This is a genomic window from Nocardia mangyaensis, assembly GCF_001886715.1.
GTDB classification, from domain to species: domain Bacteria; phylum Actinomycetota; class Actinomycetes; order Mycobacteriales; family Mycobacteriaceae; genus Nocardia; species Nocardia mangyaensis.
Window position 1 is genome coordinate 1,279,955 of the sequence record NZ_CP018082.1, and the last position, 16,916, is coordinate 1,296,870.

At 65.0% G+C, this 16,916-nt stretch carries 15 protein-coding genes and 2 pseudogenes; 7 read left to right on the plus strand and 10 right to left on the minus strand.

Features of this window, described 5'->3' with window-relative positions:
- Positions 1-31 precede the first annotated feature (31 nt).
- The 5 genes and pseudogenes from BOX37_RS05875 to BOX37_RS36045 form a co-directional block, all read right to left on the minus strand.
- Positions 32-730, minus strand: coding sequence for a GntR family transcriptional regulator (locus BOX37_RS05875; RefSeq protein WP_071926748.1), 699 nt, complete (start codon positions 728-730; stop codon positions 32-34).
- Positions 723-1,529 (minus strand): phosphonate ABC transporter, permease protein PhnE, encoded by an 807-nt coding sequence (phnE, locus tag BOX37_RS05880; RefSeq protein ID WP_071926749.1) that lies wholly within the window; start codon positions 1,527-1,529, stop codon positions 723-725. The genes BOX37_RS05875 and phnE overlap by 8 nt, the downstream gene beginning before the upstream one ends.
- Positions 1,529-2,329: a phosphonate ABC transporter ATP-binding protein gene (locus BOX37_RS05885; RefSeq protein WP_071926750.1), complete on the minus strand. Its 801-nt coding sequence runs from the start codon at positions 2,327-2,329 to the stop codon at positions 1,529-1,531. Before BOX37_RS05885 ends, phnE begins: the two co-directional genes overlap by 1 nt.
- Before the next feature lie 3 nt (positions 2,330-2,332).
- Positions 2,333-3,229 (minus strand): phosphate/phosphite/phosphonate ABC transporter substrate-binding protein, encoded by an 897-nt coding sequence (locus BOX37_RS05890; protein WP_071926751.1) that lies wholly within the window; start codon positions 3,227-3,229, stop codon positions 2,333-2,335.
- Positions 3,230-3,597: 368 nt separating this feature from the next.
- Positions 3,598-4,023: pseudogene (locus tag BOX37_RS36045) on the minus strand (tyrosine-type recombinase/integrase); the annotation flags it as partial.
- Between the two features lie 604 nt (positions 4,024-4,627).
- Between BOX37_RS36045 and BOX37_RS05900 the strand changes: the two are divergent.
- Both BOX37_RS05900 and BOX37_RS05905 read left to right on the plus strand, forming a co-directional pair.
- A complete protein-coding gene (locus BOX37_RS05900; protein WP_071926753.1) occupies positions 4,628-5,962 on the plus strand; it encodes a lipase family protein in 1,335 nt (444 codons plus the stop codon).
- A 41-nt stretch (positions 5,963-6,003) separates the two neighbouring features.
- Positions 6,004-7,224, plus strand: coding sequence for a PucR family transcriptional regulator (locus BOX37_RS05905; RefSeq protein ID WP_071926754.1), 1,221 nt, complete (start codon positions 6,004-6,006; stop codon positions 7,222-7,224).
- Positions 7,225-7,540: 316 nt separating this feature from the next.
- On the opposite strand, the gene BOX37_RS05910 is transcribed toward BOX37_RS05905, so the two are convergent.
- Both BOX37_RS05910 and BOX37_RS05915 read right to left on the minus strand, forming a co-directional pair.
- Positions 7,541-8,038: a site-specific integrase gene (locus BOX37_RS05910; protein ID WP_206045771.1), complete on the minus strand. Its 498-nt coding sequence runs from the start codon at positions 8,036-8,038 to the stop codon at positions 7,541-7,543.
- Between the two features lie 585 nt (positions 8,039-8,623).
- Positions 8,624-9,022, minus strand: coding sequence for a winged helix-turn-helix transcriptional regulator (locus BOX37_RS05915; RefSeq protein ID WP_276207236.1), 399 nt, complete (start codon positions 9,020-9,022; stop codon positions 8,624-8,626).
- Positions 9,023-9,118: 96 nt separating this feature from the next.
- Here BOX37_RS05915 and BOX37_RS05920 point away from each other — a divergent pair, with 96 nt between their 5' ends.
- From BOX37_RS05920 to BOX37_RS05930, 3 genes and pseudogenes are all read left to right on the plus strand, one after another.
- Positions 9,119-10,012, plus strand: a complete 894-nt coding sequence (locus BOX37_RS05920; RefSeq protein ID WP_071926756.1) for an SDR family NAD(P)-dependent oxidoreductase — start codon at positions 9,119-9,121, stop codon at positions 10,010-10,012.
- Positions 10,013-10,202: 190 nt separating this feature from the next.
- Positions 10,203-10,663 (plus strand): annotated as a pseudogene (locus tag BOX37_RS35090) (IS3 family transposase); the annotation flags it as partial.
- Between the two features lie 16 nt (positions 10,664-10,679).
- Complete coding sequence (locus BOX37_RS05930) at positions 10,680-11,009, plus strand: helix-turn-helix domain-containing protein (RefSeq protein WP_084759441.1); 330 nt, start codon at positions 10,680-10,682, stop codon at positions 11,007-11,009.
- Between the two features lie 116 nt (positions 11,010-11,125).
- Here BOX37_RS05930 and BOX37_RS05935 read toward each other — a convergent pair whose 3' ends face one another.
- Positions 11,126-11,725: a TetR/AcrR family transcriptional regulator gene (locus tag BOX37_RS05935; RefSeq protein WP_240505222.1), complete on the minus strand. Its 600-nt coding sequence runs from the start codon at positions 11,723-11,725 to the stop codon at positions 11,126-11,128.
- A gap of 112 nt (positions 11,726-11,837) precedes the next feature.
- Here BOX37_RS05935 and BOX37_RS05940 point away from each other — a divergent pair, with 112 nt between their 5' ends.
- Both BOX37_RS05940 and BOX37_RS05945 read left to right on the plus strand, forming a co-directional pair.
- Entirely contained in the window at positions 11,838-12,407 is a 570-nt protein-coding gene (locus BOX37_RS05940) for a universal stress protein (protein WP_071926758.1), read from the plus strand.
- On the plus strand, positions 12,404-13,786 hold the full coding sequence (locus tag BOX37_RS05945; RefSeq protein ID WP_071926759.1) for an amidase: 1,383 nt from the start codon (positions 12,404-12,406) through the stop codon (positions 13,784-13,786). The genes BOX37_RS05940 and BOX37_RS05945 overlap by 4 nt, the downstream gene beginning before the upstream one ends.
- A gap of 8 nt (positions 13,787-13,794) precedes the next feature.
- On the opposite strand, the gene BOX37_RS05950 is transcribed toward BOX37_RS05945, so the two are convergent.
- Positions 13,795-14,772 (minus strand): alpha/beta fold hydrolase, encoded by a 978-nt coding sequence (locus BOX37_RS05950; RefSeq protein ID WP_071926760.1) that lies wholly within the window; start codon positions 14,770-14,772, stop codon positions 13,795-13,797.
- Between the two features lie 52 nt (positions 14,773-14,824).
- Complete coding sequence (locus BOX37_RS05955; protein WP_071926761.1) at positions 14,825-16,915, minus strand: MMPL family transporter; 2,091 nt, start codon at positions 16,913-16,915, stop codon at positions 14,825-14,827.
- Position 16,916: the final 1 nt, after the last annotated feature.

Consider the following 16,916-nt stretch of genomic DNA (forward strand, 5'->3'; position numbering starts at 1 on the left):
GCTGTTTCCTTTGGCTTGCCCTCGGAAGGGCTCAGGTCAGATCGACCGTGAACTGGATTCGATCGCCGCGGAAGCGGTGCTGCACCGTGGCCACCGGGTTTCCGTGCTGATCGATGTTGAGCCCGCTGACACACAGCAGCGGTGCACCGACCGGGATGGACAACAGGGCGGCGTCGTCACGGTCGGCGATCTCCGCGGCGAAGGTGCGGCGGGCGCGGACGGTGTCGATGCCGCGGGTCTCGAGCAGCATGCGGTGCAGCGAACGCTGGCCGTCCCACCCGTGAGCGAACTCAGCGGCCAACACGGTCACCGTGATCGACCACGCCACGCCGTCGACGCAGCGCACACCCCGATGCCGATGGGCCGGTCCGAGTACTGGATCCACCAGGTGCTCCACCGACAGTGATCGCACCTGGACATCGTGGCCGACCTCGCGCATGGCCGCGGTGAAGCTGGCCGCCTGCGGGGGCGACACGTCATAGCGAACGATCGGTGGCGCCACGAAAGAGCCCATTCCCTGCCGGGTTTCGATGCGTCCGCGCTGGTGCAGGCCGGCCAGCGCGCGGCGCACGGTCAGCCGGTTGACGCCGTACTCCGCCGCCAGTTCCGCTTCGCTGGGCAGCCGATCGCCGGGTGCGAATTCGTGGTCGAGACGCTGCTCCAATCGATCACAGACCTGGCGGTACAGCGGCGCCGCGGCGAATCGGTTCACCACCGGGGCCTCAGCCATTGTCGGCTCGCAGGATGCGCCGCCGGATCGCCACCGAGATCCGCTCGATGCCGAGGACCACTACGAAGATGGCCATGATGATGGCCAGGGCCTCGTCATAGCGCAGCAGCGTCATCGACACCGACAGTTCGATCCCGATGCCACCTGCGCCGACCAGACCCAGTACCACCGAGGATCGCGCCGCGGATTCCAGCGCGAACATCGCCGTGGTGACAAAGGAGGGTAGACAGGTGGGAAATACCGCGCCGAGTAGCACGCTGAGTCCCGATCCGCCGACCGCGCGCATGCTCTCCACGGTGCCCACCGCCACCTCCTCGATACTCTCGGCGAAGAAGCGACCGCAGAACCCCATCACGTCCACCGCGATCGCCAACACGCCCGCCTCTGGACCGAGTCCGACCGCGATGACGAAGATCAGCCCCCACACCAGGTCCGGGACCGTGCGGCAGACCGTGATGACGCCCCGCGCGGTCACATAGCCGACCCGGCCCGGAGTGGTGTTGTTCGCCGCGCACACGGCCAGCGGAATACTGAGCGCGACGCCGACGAGCGTGCCGAGCAAGGCCATCTGTACGGTGACCAGCAGCGCACCCAGAATCGGACCGGCCCGGCCGAAATCCGGGGGAATCGCGTCGGCGAGGAAGTCACCGAGCCGGAAGACGCCGGTGGCCAACGATTCTGGATAGATCGCGGCGCCCTGGGTCCACCCGTGGCCGAGCAGACCCAATACGACGACCAGCAGCACCACCGTGCCCACGCTGGGTCGGGTGAACCGCGACGGTGGTACGCGGGTGGGCATCACGAGGCGGCCTGGGTGTAGACGGATTCGAAGACCTGCGCGTCGCAGGAGGCGGCCGGTCGGTCCAGCACCACCCGACCCGCGCGCATTCCGACGATCCGGCCGCAGAACGTGCGCGCGAGCTCGGTGTGATGCAGCGCGAGCAGGACCGTCGCGCCGCACTCGCTCGCGGTGTCGCGCAGCAGCGCCATCACCTGTTCGGCGGTGGTGGGATCCAAGCCGGCCACCGGCTCGTCGGCCAGGATGAGCGTTGGACGCTGCATCAGCATCCGCGCGACAGCGACACGCTGCTGCTGGCCACCACTGAGCGTGCCGAGCCGGTGACCGGCACGATCGGCCAGACCCACCCGATCCAGACAGTCCATCGCCTCGGCGCGCACCGCGGCGGGGCACGCCGAGGCGAGCAGACCGCGCACCCCGATTCGGCCGACCGCGCCTTGCAAGACCACCTCGAACACCCGCATCCGGCTGATCAACGAGGACCGTTGGAACAGGAAACCGGTGTCGCGTCGCACCGCGCGCAACTGCGTCCGTGACGCCGTCGCGACCTCCACGCCGTGCACGAGTACCGATCCCGCGCTGGGGCGGTGCAGTCCCACCACAGAGCGCAGCAGGGTGGACTTACCGGCGCCGTTCACGCCGACCAGCGCCACGACCTCGCCGGGGCTGACACGGCAATCGACATCGTGCAGCGCGGTGCGTCCATCGGCGAACCGTGCGACCAGGCCGCGGATGTCAACCGCCGCGACCGCTGAGTGCGTGCCAGCCGGCCGAGCGCCCAGGGCGGGTGACCGGGTCATCGGTCAGTTCCCGACGAATTCGGTGAAGTCCTCGACGCCGATCGCCCGGTACATCCGCCGCACCACGTCGTAGTCGCCATCGGTGACCTCGACAACGGTGGCGTTCTCGTACTTGGCGTTGTCCTTGCCCTCGAGCATCGCGGGAAGCAGTTCGTCGAAGTGCTCGGTGAAGGCGGTCTTGATCTTCTCGCGGACCTGCGGGTCGAGCCCGGCACGCGCCATGATCACGTCCGCCGGCAACACCGGACCTTCTTGCAGCACAAGGTATTTCGCCGGATCATCGGTCTCCATGTACTCCGCGTAGTCATGGCAGCCCACGCCGACCGCCGCGACATCGCCGCGCTCGAGTGCTGCGTGTACCGCGTCACCCACGGTCAAGACCTCGACATCGGTGCGGGGCTGCAGACCGGCGTCGACGAGCAGTTGCGAGGGGCCGAGATGTCCACTGGTGGACCCGATATCGCTCATCGCCACGCTCTTGTCCCGCAGTTGCGACACCGTCGTGACACCGCTGTCGGTCGAGGTGTAGAGGCATGAGCGGTAGCCGTCGCGTTCGATCGCGACCACCGGCTCGGCCTGCGTGCGCTGATGGATCACCACATACTCGGCGGGCCCGGTGAACACGATGTCCACCCGGTTCGCCTGCAGCGCGGCGGCCGCGGCGGTGCGATTGGTGACCGCGAACAGCTCGATGTCCAGTCCTGTCGTCCGTTCCAGCACGTCGGTGAACGTTCCGAACTCGCGCTGGAGTTCCTCCAGCCCCTGCAGATCGGTCACCGCGAAGCGCACGGTGTTTCCGGCGTTCTCCGCCGAATCGGGTTTGCCGCACCCGGTCAGGGTCGCGATGGAGAGCGCGGCGACACTGATGCCGACTCCCAGAACAGATCTTCTCGGCCACATGTCGGTTCACCCTTTGGATCGCGTGCCGTTGTCAGCTACATGTGTAGACATGGCAGTTGAACTGGCCGCCAATCACTGCCCACGGTGAGTGCAACGGGCCGTGGCCGACCTCAGCACTCCCACGACAAGCGCTGAATCGTCGCCCTCGGGTCGCGGGCCTGCTGGGCGCGGGCGAGCACGGCGATGGCTTGGGTGAGTTCGGTGCGGAATCCAGTTTTCGATCGCCGTGCCGAAACAGACGATGACGACAGGAGTCGGCACGTAGGCCACCGCGTTCGAGAACGTGCCTGCGCGCCCCGCGCGGCCGATGATCCGCGCCGCCATTACCGGGCCGATACCGAGAATTCTTCGGAGCGGTGCCGTGCAGGTCACGCTGCCACCGGATCGTTCAGCAGCCCCGCATTCCAACCGCATCCACACACTGCCTTCGCGACTGATGCCGCGGAGACAAGCAAACTGCTCAACCTACTCACCTCGGCAGTTGAGTGCGTTCGGCGGCCGACGCAGCGTCGGCTTGTCTGCGATGGGTTGTCATGTGCCCGAGGCCATGTAGGCGGCGAGGATGTAGTTGGCGTGTCGGTCGAGGTTGGTTCGAGCGCGGTCGTAGCGCATCGTTGTGCGGGGGTCTGCGTGCCCGTGTCGATCTGTACATCGCGTAGATCGACACCGGCATCGGGCATGGTCGTGGCGAAGGTGTGGCGCAGCATGTGCGGATGCATGTGAGGCAGTCGGACCACCGAGACTTCGGCCAAAGCGCGTAGGCGCCGGGTGGCGCAGTGGCGATGTATGCGCCGACCGCGGGTGTTGAGAGGATCGGTCCGAGGTCACGGTCGGCGATCGCGCGGTCGATACCGCGTCCGACCGCTGGTGGGAGCGGGATCGGCACGATCTTGGAGCCTTTACCGACCACACGCAGAACTCGGTGTCGGTGTTCTTCCCCGATGTCGGCGATGTCGGGGTTGCAGGCTTCGAAGATCCGCAGCCCGAGCATGACCACCAAGGCGAAGTCGAACTGATTGACCGAGTCGCGGCCGCGGACAACAGTGCTTCGAACTGTAGATGCGAGAGTCCGAGCGTTGGAGACCCGTGGTCGGCGCACGTACTCAGCTGGTGAGTGTTCCAGGACTCCGGGGACGACGAAGGGGCATCAGCTGTTTCGCAATGCCACTCGATCCACTGAGTACATGTGGTGGCAGTACTGGCAAGGTCAACCCTGGCATCGAGCCAGCAAATCCGGTCGGACCTGGTGAAATGCACTCGAATTCGGTTGTGCACACGCACTGATATTGGCATTCACTGCTGGGATCGTGCCGAAGACTCCGCACTGTGTCTTGCGATGTTCTTGTTCGAGGTGCCGGGAGGCTTTCGACACTTCATGGCAATGACGCTGGAGGTTCAATGGGTAAGACATGGCTGCGACACTGGACTGTCGCGACGCTATCTGCGGCAACTGTGCTGGTCAGTGCCGGTACTGCGGCGGGTGATCCCACCGATATCGCATTCCCTCCAGACCAGAACCAACTACCGCAATTGCCGTCCGAACCGCAGATCTACGATCTGCTGCCGATTCCGACACCCTCGGAAGACCCCTGGTACAACGATCCGGACGACCTTGCCTCCTATGCACCCGGCCAGATCGTGCGCACGCGGGAGGTCCAGACCCGCCTGGTCGGCATCCCGTTCCCGGTTTACACCAAGCAACTGCTGTTCCGATCCAACGATGTCCACGACAATCCCATCGTGACAGCCACGACCGTCATCGTCCCGGGCATTCCGTGGCAGGGCAGTACACGGCCGGTGCTGTCGTTCCAGGAGGCCATCGACTCCACCGATTCCTCCTGCAATCCGTCCTACACGTTGCAGGTCGGCACGATGAAGGAGTCCGCGCTCGCAATCTACTGGCTGATGCAAGGCTTCGCCCTCAACGTCCCCGACTTCGACGGCAAGTTCAACACGTTCAACACCTACGCCGAGGGCAAGATGGTGCTGGACAGCCTGCGCGCGGTGAAGAACGATGCGGGACTCGGCCTGGCCGATGCCGGCATCGCGCTGTACGGATACTCCGGTGGCGGCTCGGGATCGATTCGCGCAGCCGAACTGCGCGCCACCTACGCGCCCGATGTGCGGCTGCTGGGTACGGCCGTGGGTGGCACCCCCGGCAGCCTCACGGGAATCGCGCGATACGCGGTGCAGCCGCAGACCGGACTCGCAGGGATCGGGAACTTCACCATGTGGCTCGGGCTCGTAGCTTTCGCGCGGGAATACCCAGATGTATTCCGGCCCGAGGAGTTGCTCACTGAGGAAGGCCAGCACCTACTCCGCGATTTCCAGTCTCGCTGCGTCATCACCCTCGCACCGTCAGGGATATACCGCCCACTCAGCGCGTACTTCAAACCGGGCAAATCACTGGAAACTGAACCCGCAATCATGCAAGTGCTGGAAGACAACAGTCTCGGCAAACACATACCGGACACCCCGATCCTGTGGTGGCACGGTATCTGGGACGAGGTCGTGCCGCCGTCGACAGTGCTGCCGACAGTGAACAAGTACTGGGACAGCGGCGCGGACCTGCGGTTCATCACCGTTCCCCTTCCTGAGCACGGCGTGAACGCTGTCACCGGCTGGATTCCGTCGGTAGCTTGGACCAGCGCGGTGTTGCGCGGCGTGCCTGCGGGCCCGACGTTCAATCTCGGGTTCCCCGCACCGCTGCCCGAAGGCTTCCCGGGTTCTTGAACCAATAGGTCGACGCGGGTATCGGCGTCTTAGGAAGGCACATGACCCAGATGTATTCCCCCGAGCCCGGGCTCGCGCGCGACAAGCGGTGGCAGCAGGTCGTCGAGCGGACGCACGCCAAAGCGGCAGGCTTGGCCACCACCCTCAAGACCGATGATCTGCTGCCCCACTCCATGCTGGACGCAGACTTCGTCCCCAGCGTCCAACTCAACATCGCGCTGTTCTTCCGGTCGCTCACCGTCGACCACGAGCTGTCCAGACAAGACACCCTCCCGATCGTCGAGCGGGCGATGCGGCTGGTCCGTGACGGTATGTCCCTCGAGGAGATCCTGACCAACTACCGGGTAGGCACCGCATTCCTGTGGACTCAGTCCATCTCGGCCCTCGAACCGGACGAGTACCCGCTACTGCCCGAACTCGGGCTGCACCTGACCAACTACCTCAACCTGGTAGTCACACACATCGCCACCGCTCTCATCGAGGACAGCCGCCAGCCACGCTGGGACATCCTGGAACGCCAAGGCGAGATCGCCGCGGACCTGCTAGCCGGACGCGAGATCGCCGGCTGGACAGGCGCACCCGAAATCCACATCGCGGAATCATTTCTCGTTGCCGCGGTACGGCTCGGCGAACCCGCACCCGGAACCCTCACTTCACTGCGAAACCGGCTCGGGCAGCTCCCGGGTACCTTCCTCTACCGCGACAACGGCGGCTGGATCGCGCTCGTCCCCCTGCGCCCGGTAGACGAAGGCGATCCGGCGGCGGCGCTGGCCAACCGAATCGGGTTGTCCAGCAATACTGTTCAGCCCGAATGCTGGATCGGCGTCGCGACCGCCTTCACCCGGGCGGATATCCCCGCAGCCTATACCGAAGCGCACACCGTCGCCGAGACCGCCCGCGCCCTTGCCCGGCCCGAAACGATCTGCACCCGAAAGCGCATGATGTTCGAATACTCCGTGGCGGCAGGCGGAGCCACCCTCACAGCCCTGGCCGCGCTGCTCGATCCGCTCGCCGAGCACCCTGCGCTGCTGGAGACACTCGATGCCTTCATAGACAGCGAGTTCAACCACAACGCCGCCGCCCAGGCACTGTTCATCCACCGCAACACCGTCGCCTACCGGCTCTCCCGCATCACCGAACTGAGCGGTTACGACCCCCTGCTGCCCGGCGGAATTTCCACTCTCATGGCCGCGCGAGTCGCCCAGCGCATCGTCACCTACCCCGCTCACACCACGGATACTCATCGGCGCCGCCCTGATTGATCCCGTGGTCTGAGTTTCGAAGTTCTCTCGGATGACACCGAGTTCCGAGCGACAGAGCCGACTGTTGGGTTGTCGACGACTCTGACTCCGGTGGCGACGCAGAGCTCGATCCAGAAGAAGACGTGCGCATGGCTCGCGCACGTCTTCTTGCTCGGACGGCTGTGCCCAGGTGGATTGAGGTGGTGCGGTTGAGCTGCTTATCCCCACGATGTCAGGCATCGGTGGTGAAACGGGCGGTTTCGGGGTGGAGTGGCCGCGCGCTGGTTGTCATGCGTAACGGGAGGGCGCGATCGCCGTGTGAGACCTTCGGACGAACTCAGTCGGCGGTGAGGGCTTTCGGGGGTGTGGGAATTCCGGCTCCCCTGGCGAGCGGGTGCGGTTCGCCGGTGAGGACGGCTAGTGCGGCCGCGACTTCGTGCACTTGGGCTTTGACGTAGGTATCGGTTGTGCCAGTGGTCTTTCCGCGGTGCCCGGCGAAAGCTCGTGCCACGGCGTAGCTGAATGTGCGTTCGACCCATGTCAGGGTGGTGTGGCGTAGCCAGTGCGTGGTGACACCTTGTGTGGCTACCCAGGGCAGCGATTCGCCGACGCGGCTCCAGATGTAGTCGTATCGGCGCCCGGTGATCGGGCGTCCGTGGTGGTATCGCAATAGCTGGCCGGTGAACGGGGCGTGTCGGGTGGTCGCGTGGTCGTGCAGGTGCCGCATCAGTGTCGGCGACACGGGCTGCCAGCGGTCTGAGCCGCCCTTCTCTCGAAGGAACACCAGGCATTGGTCGCGATCGAGATCCTGGGGGCGCATCCCCACAGCTGCCACCCTGAGAATCATGTTCGCGCAGGTCAGGCGCTTCTGGTGCCGAACTTGTGTGTCTACACGGGCACTCGAACACCCGATAGTGCGCGAGCGCTACTCGCGTTCGAAAATCTGGCCTACAGGCCGTTTTCGAGGAACGGCGATCATCGCCGAAATGTGGCACATCTGCCACCGGTGAAACATGTTTACGCAGGTCAAGGTCATACACGGGTGCTCTCCTGAGTGTGCGAGTGCACTCGAACACTCAGAAGCCCGGAAGTGGCCTGAAAGCCAGGAATCTGTGCGCGAGGGGGGACTTGATCACAGATCCCGGACAGATGTGACGCAGAACAGTGCTGGAGTGGTATCTAATCTAGATCGCGGCAAGGTAGCTGTCAACACTTGTACTCGCAGAGCATGGTGGAAGTATCTGTAGCAGAGCAGGTTTCAGTTGATTAAACTGGTTGCTGGGAGTGAGATGTCGGCGGGCGGTTGCTGGACGTCTGTGGAACCTACGTTCCTGATCTCGAATGCGTTGCAGGGGGTAGAACATGCGCTGCGAGTAGCGAAGCGACGCTGTCCCGCAAGTGATTCAGTCGGACGTCGACGCTAGTTGTTGCGGGGCTGGAGGTTGTTGACGCGCCGGCTGGCGGCGATGGTCGGCTGATGCTCGATGGCCCACTGGGCGAGGGTCGAGATCGGATCCAGGAGTGACCTGCCCAGCGGTGTGAGGCTGTATTCCACACTGGGCGGGTTGGTGGCGAAGACCTCTCGGTGAACCAGACCGTCTTCCTCCAGCCCGCGCAGCGTGCGGGTAAGCATGCGCTGGCTGATGGCCTCGATACCTCGATGAATCTCGTTGAAACGGTGCGAGCGTTGCCCGAGCAGCACCACCACCAACACAGTCCACTTATCGCCGACCCTGCGGAGGGCATCGGTCACCGGACAGTGGTCGTGCTCCTCGCCCGGCACCGGGCTCGGCAGCGCCGTGTTGAGCAGGGCAGGCACACCGGTGTTCTCTGCTGACATCAAACTGCCTTCTTCCGGGTTCCCAACCGCTTACTGATGATGGGGATACCAACCAACAGTAACTAGGGAGGCCCTGTGGTCAACCATCAACAGCCCGGTGACATCAACGCCGCGCGAGCAAGGATCGTTGTCGTCACGGGCGGGACCGACGGCATGGGCCGAGCGGTCGTCCTGGGTCGGGCCGACCGCGGAGACCAGGTCCTGGCTGTGGGCAGCCACCCTGCCAAGGGCGACCGGTTGCTCGCCGCAGCCGAGGCGACCGATCTGGGTGACCGTGTCAGGTTTCTCGCAGCCGATCTCAGCACGATCAAGGGCACCGAAAAGGTACTCGAATACGTTGCGGCTGAGTACGAAACCATCGACGCCCTGGTGCTGGCAGCCAATCGCCAGTCCCCAAAACGAATCGAAACCAGCGACGGTTTCGAGTCGACATTCGCGCTCTACTACCTCAGTCGCTACCTCCTCGGCCACGGGCTCATGCCCACCCTCGTGGCCGGGACGCGGCGCTCGGTCATTGTCAACATCGCCGGCGTCGGACTCACCTCCGGGCGAATCCACTGGGACGACCTCCAGCTGCGGGACCGCTACCGAACCATCACGGCACAGCTCCAGGCCGGTCGTGCCAACGACCTGCTCGGGGTAGCGATGGCAGCGCAGTACGGCCAACAGGTGCCGTATGTCCTCTACCACCCGGGGTTCACCAGGAGTGGCGACTCCGCGATGGAGCAGATCAATCCCCTGACACGAGCGCTGATCAAGACCATCGCTCGGGTCGCCGCCCGACCTGTCGAAAAGGCCATCATGCCAGTCCACGACTTCATCGAAGCGCCACCTACACAGCCACTGACCGCGATCGACCGCGGCAAGCCCGTGCCGCTGGACCTGAAGACTCTCGACCCCGACGCGGCTCGACGGCTCGCCGACGTCACGGCCTGTCTGATCAACGACGGCTCTAGGCCCACAACCTGACAGCGTGAAAGAACTCGCCGCCGAGGGGATTCCCGTCGTGGTGACGTGCCGGGTATTGAAGCTCGCCTGCCAACCCTATTACCGGTGGCTGGTCCGACCGGTCACCCCGACCGCGATCGTCGAGGCCTACCGGGCCGACGCTCTGTTCGATGCCCACCGCGACGACCCGGAGTTCGGATACCGGTTCCTGGCCGATGAAGCCGAAGCTGCGGGTGAGTCGATGTCAGGGCGGACCGCGTGGCGGATCTGTTCGACGAACAGGTGGTGGAGTGTGTTCGGCAAGCCGCGACGCGGGAAGAACAGCAGACCGGGAGCGCCTGACCATGACGATCTCGTTCACCGCAAATTCACCGCGGACCGGCCGAACATGTTGCGTCCACCGGTTGAACCTGAGCAGTTTCGCTCTAGGCGGTTCGTGCACGCGCTCAACAGGCGGCCGGTGACAACGCCGCGATGGAGAGCTTCTTCATTCTCCTGCAACGCAATGTCCTCGACCGCCAGCAATGGGCGACCCGCGAACAACTCCGGATCGCGATCGTGACCTGGATCGAACGCACCTACCACCGCCGACGACGTCAATCCCGACTCGGCCGGTTGACCCCGGTCGAGTACGAAGCCATCATGGCCCCAGCGGCCGTGCAGGCTGCCTAAACCCGTCACCTGCATCGTGCAGCAGCCCCTCCAGCGACGACTCATCGACACCGACCGCGCCACGATCATCGCCGCCTACCAAGCCGGTTCATCTACCAAACAACTCGCCATCGGATGGCAACTCGCCAAGGCCAGCATCCTGACCATCCTCCGCTGCGGCGGCGCCATCATCCGAGAACAACGACGACTCACCGACGACGAGATCAACCACGCCGTCACCAGGTACCGCGACGGCGAATCACTTCAGCGCATCGGTGAGCGACTTGGCGTCGCCCACACCACCATCCGAACCGCGCTCGAACGCCGCGGTATCACTCGATGTGACACCCACGGCCGACAGCGATAGCTGCCGCGTCAAAGCCGAAGGGCCTGAGACCAGATCTGCGCTAGTTGACTCGCAAGCGATGGAGAACGCTCGTTCGAACCGGAATTGCCCAGCGACCGTCCCGCTTGATCATGACCTCACCCACCGGCCAGCGGCGAACGCAGCAGGCCGTTGGCGACGACGTCGGCGGCAGTTTCGAGGAGATCGCGCAGCTCGGACTCATTGCGGCGCAGCTGATCCGGACGCCAATTGAGGCTGATGATGCCGTTCCAAGTGGCAAGCAGCACCACCGCGACCTTCTTCGCGTCAACTGGCCGGGCCACCCCCGCATCGATCGCCGCCTGGATGGCCACAACCATGCGGTCGTTCTGTGCGTCGATTTGCTTGGCCATCCGTTCGGACAGCTCGCGCCCCGCCGTGTACTGACCCGGTTCAGCAGGGAAAGCCAGCATTCGGAAGTATTCCGGATACTGCAGATAGAACTGCAAGTACTGCTCAGCGACCGCGTACAACTGCTGGACCGGGGTCCGGTCCGGCGTGAATGCCATGTCGATGAATGATCGGTCCACCTCCAGCGCACGTTCGACCACTGCTGCGCGCAGGCCGGCCTTGGACCCGAAGTGGTTGTAGATCGAGCCGACCGCAACCCCGGCGCGCTCGGCGATCTCTTCCACTGTTACGTCCTCGATCGAACGATCCCGGAAGACTTCCTCCGCCGCACGCAACAGCACGTCCATCGTCCGACGCTTCCTGACATCCACGTCTTCCATCCTTTTGCATTCATTGCAAGAACTCTCTGGAGTGCGCTAGTCTACTGCATACGTTCTTGTAACCATTGGAAGAAGTCCGATGCACACGTACCGAACCATCGTCGTAGACACCGACGGCTTCGAAGGCTCCGACCTCACAGTCGCAACGGCTGCCAGCATCGCTGCGGTCGCCAATGCCCGATTGATCATGGTGCGCATCTACAGCGTGCGCCACAGCGCCGACGACGACGCCCTGGCAGACGTTCTCGGCCGAGAAGCTCATCTGCTTCGCGGAATCTATCCGGCCGAGGACACCCTGCGGGCGGCCGCCGATCGCGCTGCTGCCTGCGGCGCGATCGACATCGTCGGCCGCGCCATCGAAGGCGAGGTCACCGATGCACTCCTCGGGGTCGCCAACGAAACCGGTGCGGACCTACTCGTCATCCCTGAATACGGCCGACGCTCGGCGTTGGCTCGTCTGCTCGGCACACTCCCTGACGAGCTCGGTCGACGAACTCGCGCCGCGGTCATCGCTGTCCACCAGGACAACGCCGAATCCCCCCGCAACAACGGTCGCACCAACTCGGCGCGCACGCTACACACCGCACCGACGATGACCACATCATTGCGGTCGCGTCTGCTCGCCCGGTTCGGCGTTGTCCCCGCATGACGCCGAAGACCGGTGCCGGATTGAGCATCCGTGAACTGGCAAGCGCACTCGCAGACGGACGGTTGACCGCATGTGCAGTCACAGCCGCCGCATTGGACCGCATCGAGGCGAGCCAGTCCACGCTCAACGCGTTTCGTGTGATCCGGCGGGAACAGGCGCTGGCCGACGCAGCGGCCGCCGAGCGCCGAATCGCGGCGGGCGAACGAGCTCCACTGCTCGGTGTGCCGGTCGCGATCAAGGACGACACCGACATCACCGGTGAGGCAACATCCTTCGGTTGCAGCGGCACGTTCGTACCCAAACAGGCCGATGCCGAAGCGGTCCGACGGCTCCGTGCGGCAGGTGCAGTCATCGTTGGTAAGACGAATACCCCCGAGCTCGGCCAGTGGCCGTTCACCAGCGGCGCCGCGTTCGGCTACACCCGAAACCCTTGGGATGCACGGCGTTCACCGGGCGGATCATCCGGCGGGAATGCGGCAGCGGTAGCAGCAGAGCTTGTACCCGCAGCCCTCGGATCCGACGGCGGAGGCTCCCTCAGGATCCCCGCCGGATGGACCAATCTGGTCGCCATCAAGCCGCAACGCGGGCGGATCCCAACCTTGCCGGATCCCGAACCCTTCCACGGTCTGACCGTCCTCGGCCCACTGGCCCGCACGGTCGGCGACGCGGCGCTGTTGCTCGACGTGGCCGCGCGAACGACCGTGTCCGCAGCCGTCGGTGCCGATCCAGGAACCCTGCGGGTAGCGCTGTCGATGAAACCTCCGTTCACCGCCTGCCGGATCCCGCTCGATCCGGAGGTCGAGGAAACTGTCGCATCCGTAGCCGGTGTGCTGCGCGGCCTCGGCCACATCGTCGTGCCAGGTGAGCCGAATTACCCACTGGCCCTGAGCTTCTCGATGGTCTCGCGAGTGGTGGCCGGCATCCGACAACGACTTGCAGCGCTACCCGATGTACAAGTGGACGCACGCACCCGCGCAAAGGCCGCGCGGGGAGTGCTTGTCTCCGGACCGGTCCTCAGACGGGCCCGCGCCATCGAACCGAGGCTTCATCGACATGTCGGCCGAATCTTCGACGACGTCGAGTTGATCCTGGCTCCCACAACGGCTTGCGCGCCGCCCACCATCGACGTGGTCGACGGGTTGGGCAACCTGGCGACCGATCGCGTCGTCCTGGGAACCATCCAGTACACGTTTCCATGGAACGTGCTCGGTTGGCCGAGTGTGAACATCCCGGCGGGGTTCACAACCGAAGGCCTACCGATCGGAGCCCAGTTGATGGGTCCACCCGATTCCGAGCCGCTGCTGGTTTCGGTCGCAGCTCAGATCGAATCGGTAGTGCGGTGGGACTTGCAGCGGCCCGCACCATGGTGGGGCCGCTGAGCTGCGAGCTACTTCGCAGTCTCCGCTGTCCCGAGAAACCCGAGAATCAGCGCCACGACCTCGACGGGACTGTCGACCTGAACGAAATGCGACGAACGTTCCACCCACCGCAGCTGCGCGTCCGGGATGAGTTCGGCCAGCCGCGCCCCGATCGTCGGCGACACCAGTGGGTCCTGCCTGGAGTAGATGAGCTGCAGCGGCACGGGGAACGACCTGCCTTGCGCTGCGCGCTGCGCGAGGGCGGAAGCGAAATCGGCGTGGTCTCGTGGGTCCATCACATCTCGCAGATAGCTTGCGAAGGCGCGCGTTCCGGCAACGGTCTGCAGCGGCGCACCGTATTCGCCTGCTTCCTCGCGTGATTTGAGTGTGTCGTCGTAGTAGTGGACGATCTGATGGGCCCACCGTTGCGTGTCGCGGCGAATCCACCAGCCGAACACGTCCTGTGCGCCGGGCACCGACAGTGCCGCATGCAGCGCGTACAACCTCGCCTGAGCGAACGCGGGTCCGTGGAGGTTGACCACCTTGGCGAACGCGCCCGGGTCGGCCACGGCCTGACGCATGACCAGGTACCCCCCGAGCGAGTTGCCGACCACCCGGCAACCCCGGATACCGACCGCAGCCTGGAACTCGCCGATCCAGGCCCCGAGATCCGTGGCCGAAAAGCGGTGCGCCGGTGGAGCACTGCGGCCGTTGCCGGGTAGATCGGGCATGATCAGCCGATAGTGCGCACCCAACCCGTCGAGTACATACCGCCAGGAGTAACTGCTGGTCATGAGGCCGTGGACGAGCAGCAGGGGTTCCCCTGCACCGTACTCCCGGTAATGAACCCGCAGCGGGCCCAGCGACGCGGAATCCAACTCGATGTCGTGGGCGTCCGCGTCGAAGTACGGATGCGGACAGCGCGGAAGCTCTGGTAGTCGGGCGAATGGCTGCTGCTGGAACGGGCGCAGCGGGCGCTGGTCCGTGCTGCCGGGCTGGATCGGCATGATGCCCTCCGTCAGACACTATTGCAATGATTGCAACTATTCTCCGAGAATATCACCGACGCCGTAAAGGTGTCCACCAGTTGGCATCGCCCATCAGCTTGACCACAGCAGGTACCAGCAGCATGCGCACGACCGTGGCGTCGATGACGATCGCGATGGCCATACCGAGCGCGGCCACCTTGATCAGCGCGACGTCAGAAAGCGCGGCAGCACCGGTGACGATGACGAACAGCGCTGCCGCGGCGGTGATCACCCGACCGGTTCGCGACACTCCCGAGACAACCGATTCCTCGGTGCTCGCACCCTGATCGTGGGCTTCCACCATCCGCGACATCAGGAACACCTCGTAGTCGGTCGACAACCCGAACACCGCCATGGTGACCACCACCAGCGCGGGGAGCGGAAGCGGCCCCGGCTCGACGCCGAGCAAGTCGGCCCCGTGACCATCCACGAAGATCCAGGTCAACACGCCGAACGTGGCGCCGAGGCTGAGCGCGGCCATCGCGACGGCTTTGAGCGGCAGCACGATCGAGCGGAAACCGAGGAACATCAGCAGCAGAGTCGCCACCAGGATCACCGCCACGGCAACCGGGATGCCACGCACAATCGCGTCATAGCTGTCGACCCGCTGTGCGTTCATGCCGCCGATCAGCACGGTGGTGTCGGTGGGCACGGGAATGGCTCGCAGCGCGCGCACGGTGTTCTCCGCGGCAGGCGCGAAATCCGGTGACTTCAGCAGGGCACGTACCAGCACCCGGTCACCGTCCTCGGCGAGCCGGACGACCAAGCGTACACCGTCGACTCGTCCGGCTTCAGAGATGACCTGAGCCAGCGCCGCGGGGGAGGGCGGTGCGCCGTTCGCGCCACGGACCACCATGGTCGCGCCGTCGGTGGCATTCGGGAAATCGTCCGTGACCGTCTGTTGTGCTTGCCTGGCAGGGTCGTCGGCAGGCAGTCCGTTGGGATTCACACCGCCGGTCACGATCCCGGCAAGCGGCAGGCTCATCGCCAACAGTACGAGCACGACGATGGCGCTGATCGCCACTGGTTTGCGCATTACGCCGGCTGCGAGGCGACCCCAGAAGCGTTGCGCCCGTTCCTCACCTCGCCGCGCTGCACCGCGCCGCAGGGGTAGTGCGTCGATCCGGCCGCCGAGCAAGGCGAGAGCGGCAGGCAGTGCAGTCAGCGCGAGGATCGCCGCGATTGAGATCGCCGCGATCGCACCGTAGCCGAGTGAGCGCAACATTGAGATGGGGAACGCCAGCGAGCCCGCGAAAGCACAGGCGAGCAGGAGCGCGGAGAAGACGATGGTGCGGCCTGCGGTCTCGATCGTGCGCACCGCGGCCGCGGCGGGCGTGCTGCCCGCGCCGAGTTCTTCCCGGAAGCGGCTGACCACGAACAGGCTGTAGTCGATCGCCAGGCCGAGGCCGATGATCGAGGCGATATTCAGCGAGAACGCACTGACATCGGTGAACATGCTGATCAGGCGCAAGGCACCGAGCGCACCGAATACCGCGAGGCCGCCGATGATCACCGGTGCGGCGGCCGCGACCACCCCACCGAAGATCACCACCAGCAAGATCAGCATCAAGGGAATGGCCACCGATTCAGCCAGTACCACATCGGTGCGCGACTTGATGTTGTAGGCGGCGGTGAGGGCGGTGTAGCCGGCGAACTCGGTCTGCACGCCCGGGACTTTCAGCTGCTCGGCCAGGTCGGGATAATTGCGCAGCTTGGCACCGTCGTCGCCGGTGAGTACGAGCGTGGCCAGCGCCTTGGTCTGATCGCTGGAGCGCAGCGCGATCTGGCGGATGCCCTGCGCGGTCCAGAACGATTCGGCGGGCGCGGCCAGCAGAGCGGGGTCGATGCCGTTGATCCGCGCCAGCACGTCGGGACCGATGTCGCTCAACGTCTTTCCCGCCGGTGCGGTGTACACCACGACGATGTCCGGGCGCTGCCCGCCGGGGGTCGTGCTGATCAGCTGCTCGGCCTCGGACGACTCGCTGGCCGGGTCGTCATACCCGGCCAGGTTCAGGTTCTGCACTACCCCCAGTCCCCAGATCCCGCTGAGCAGGAAGACCGAAAGTGCGAGGACGAGAACTAGTCTCGCCCGGTTGATCGTCCATCGGGCCCATACAGTCATT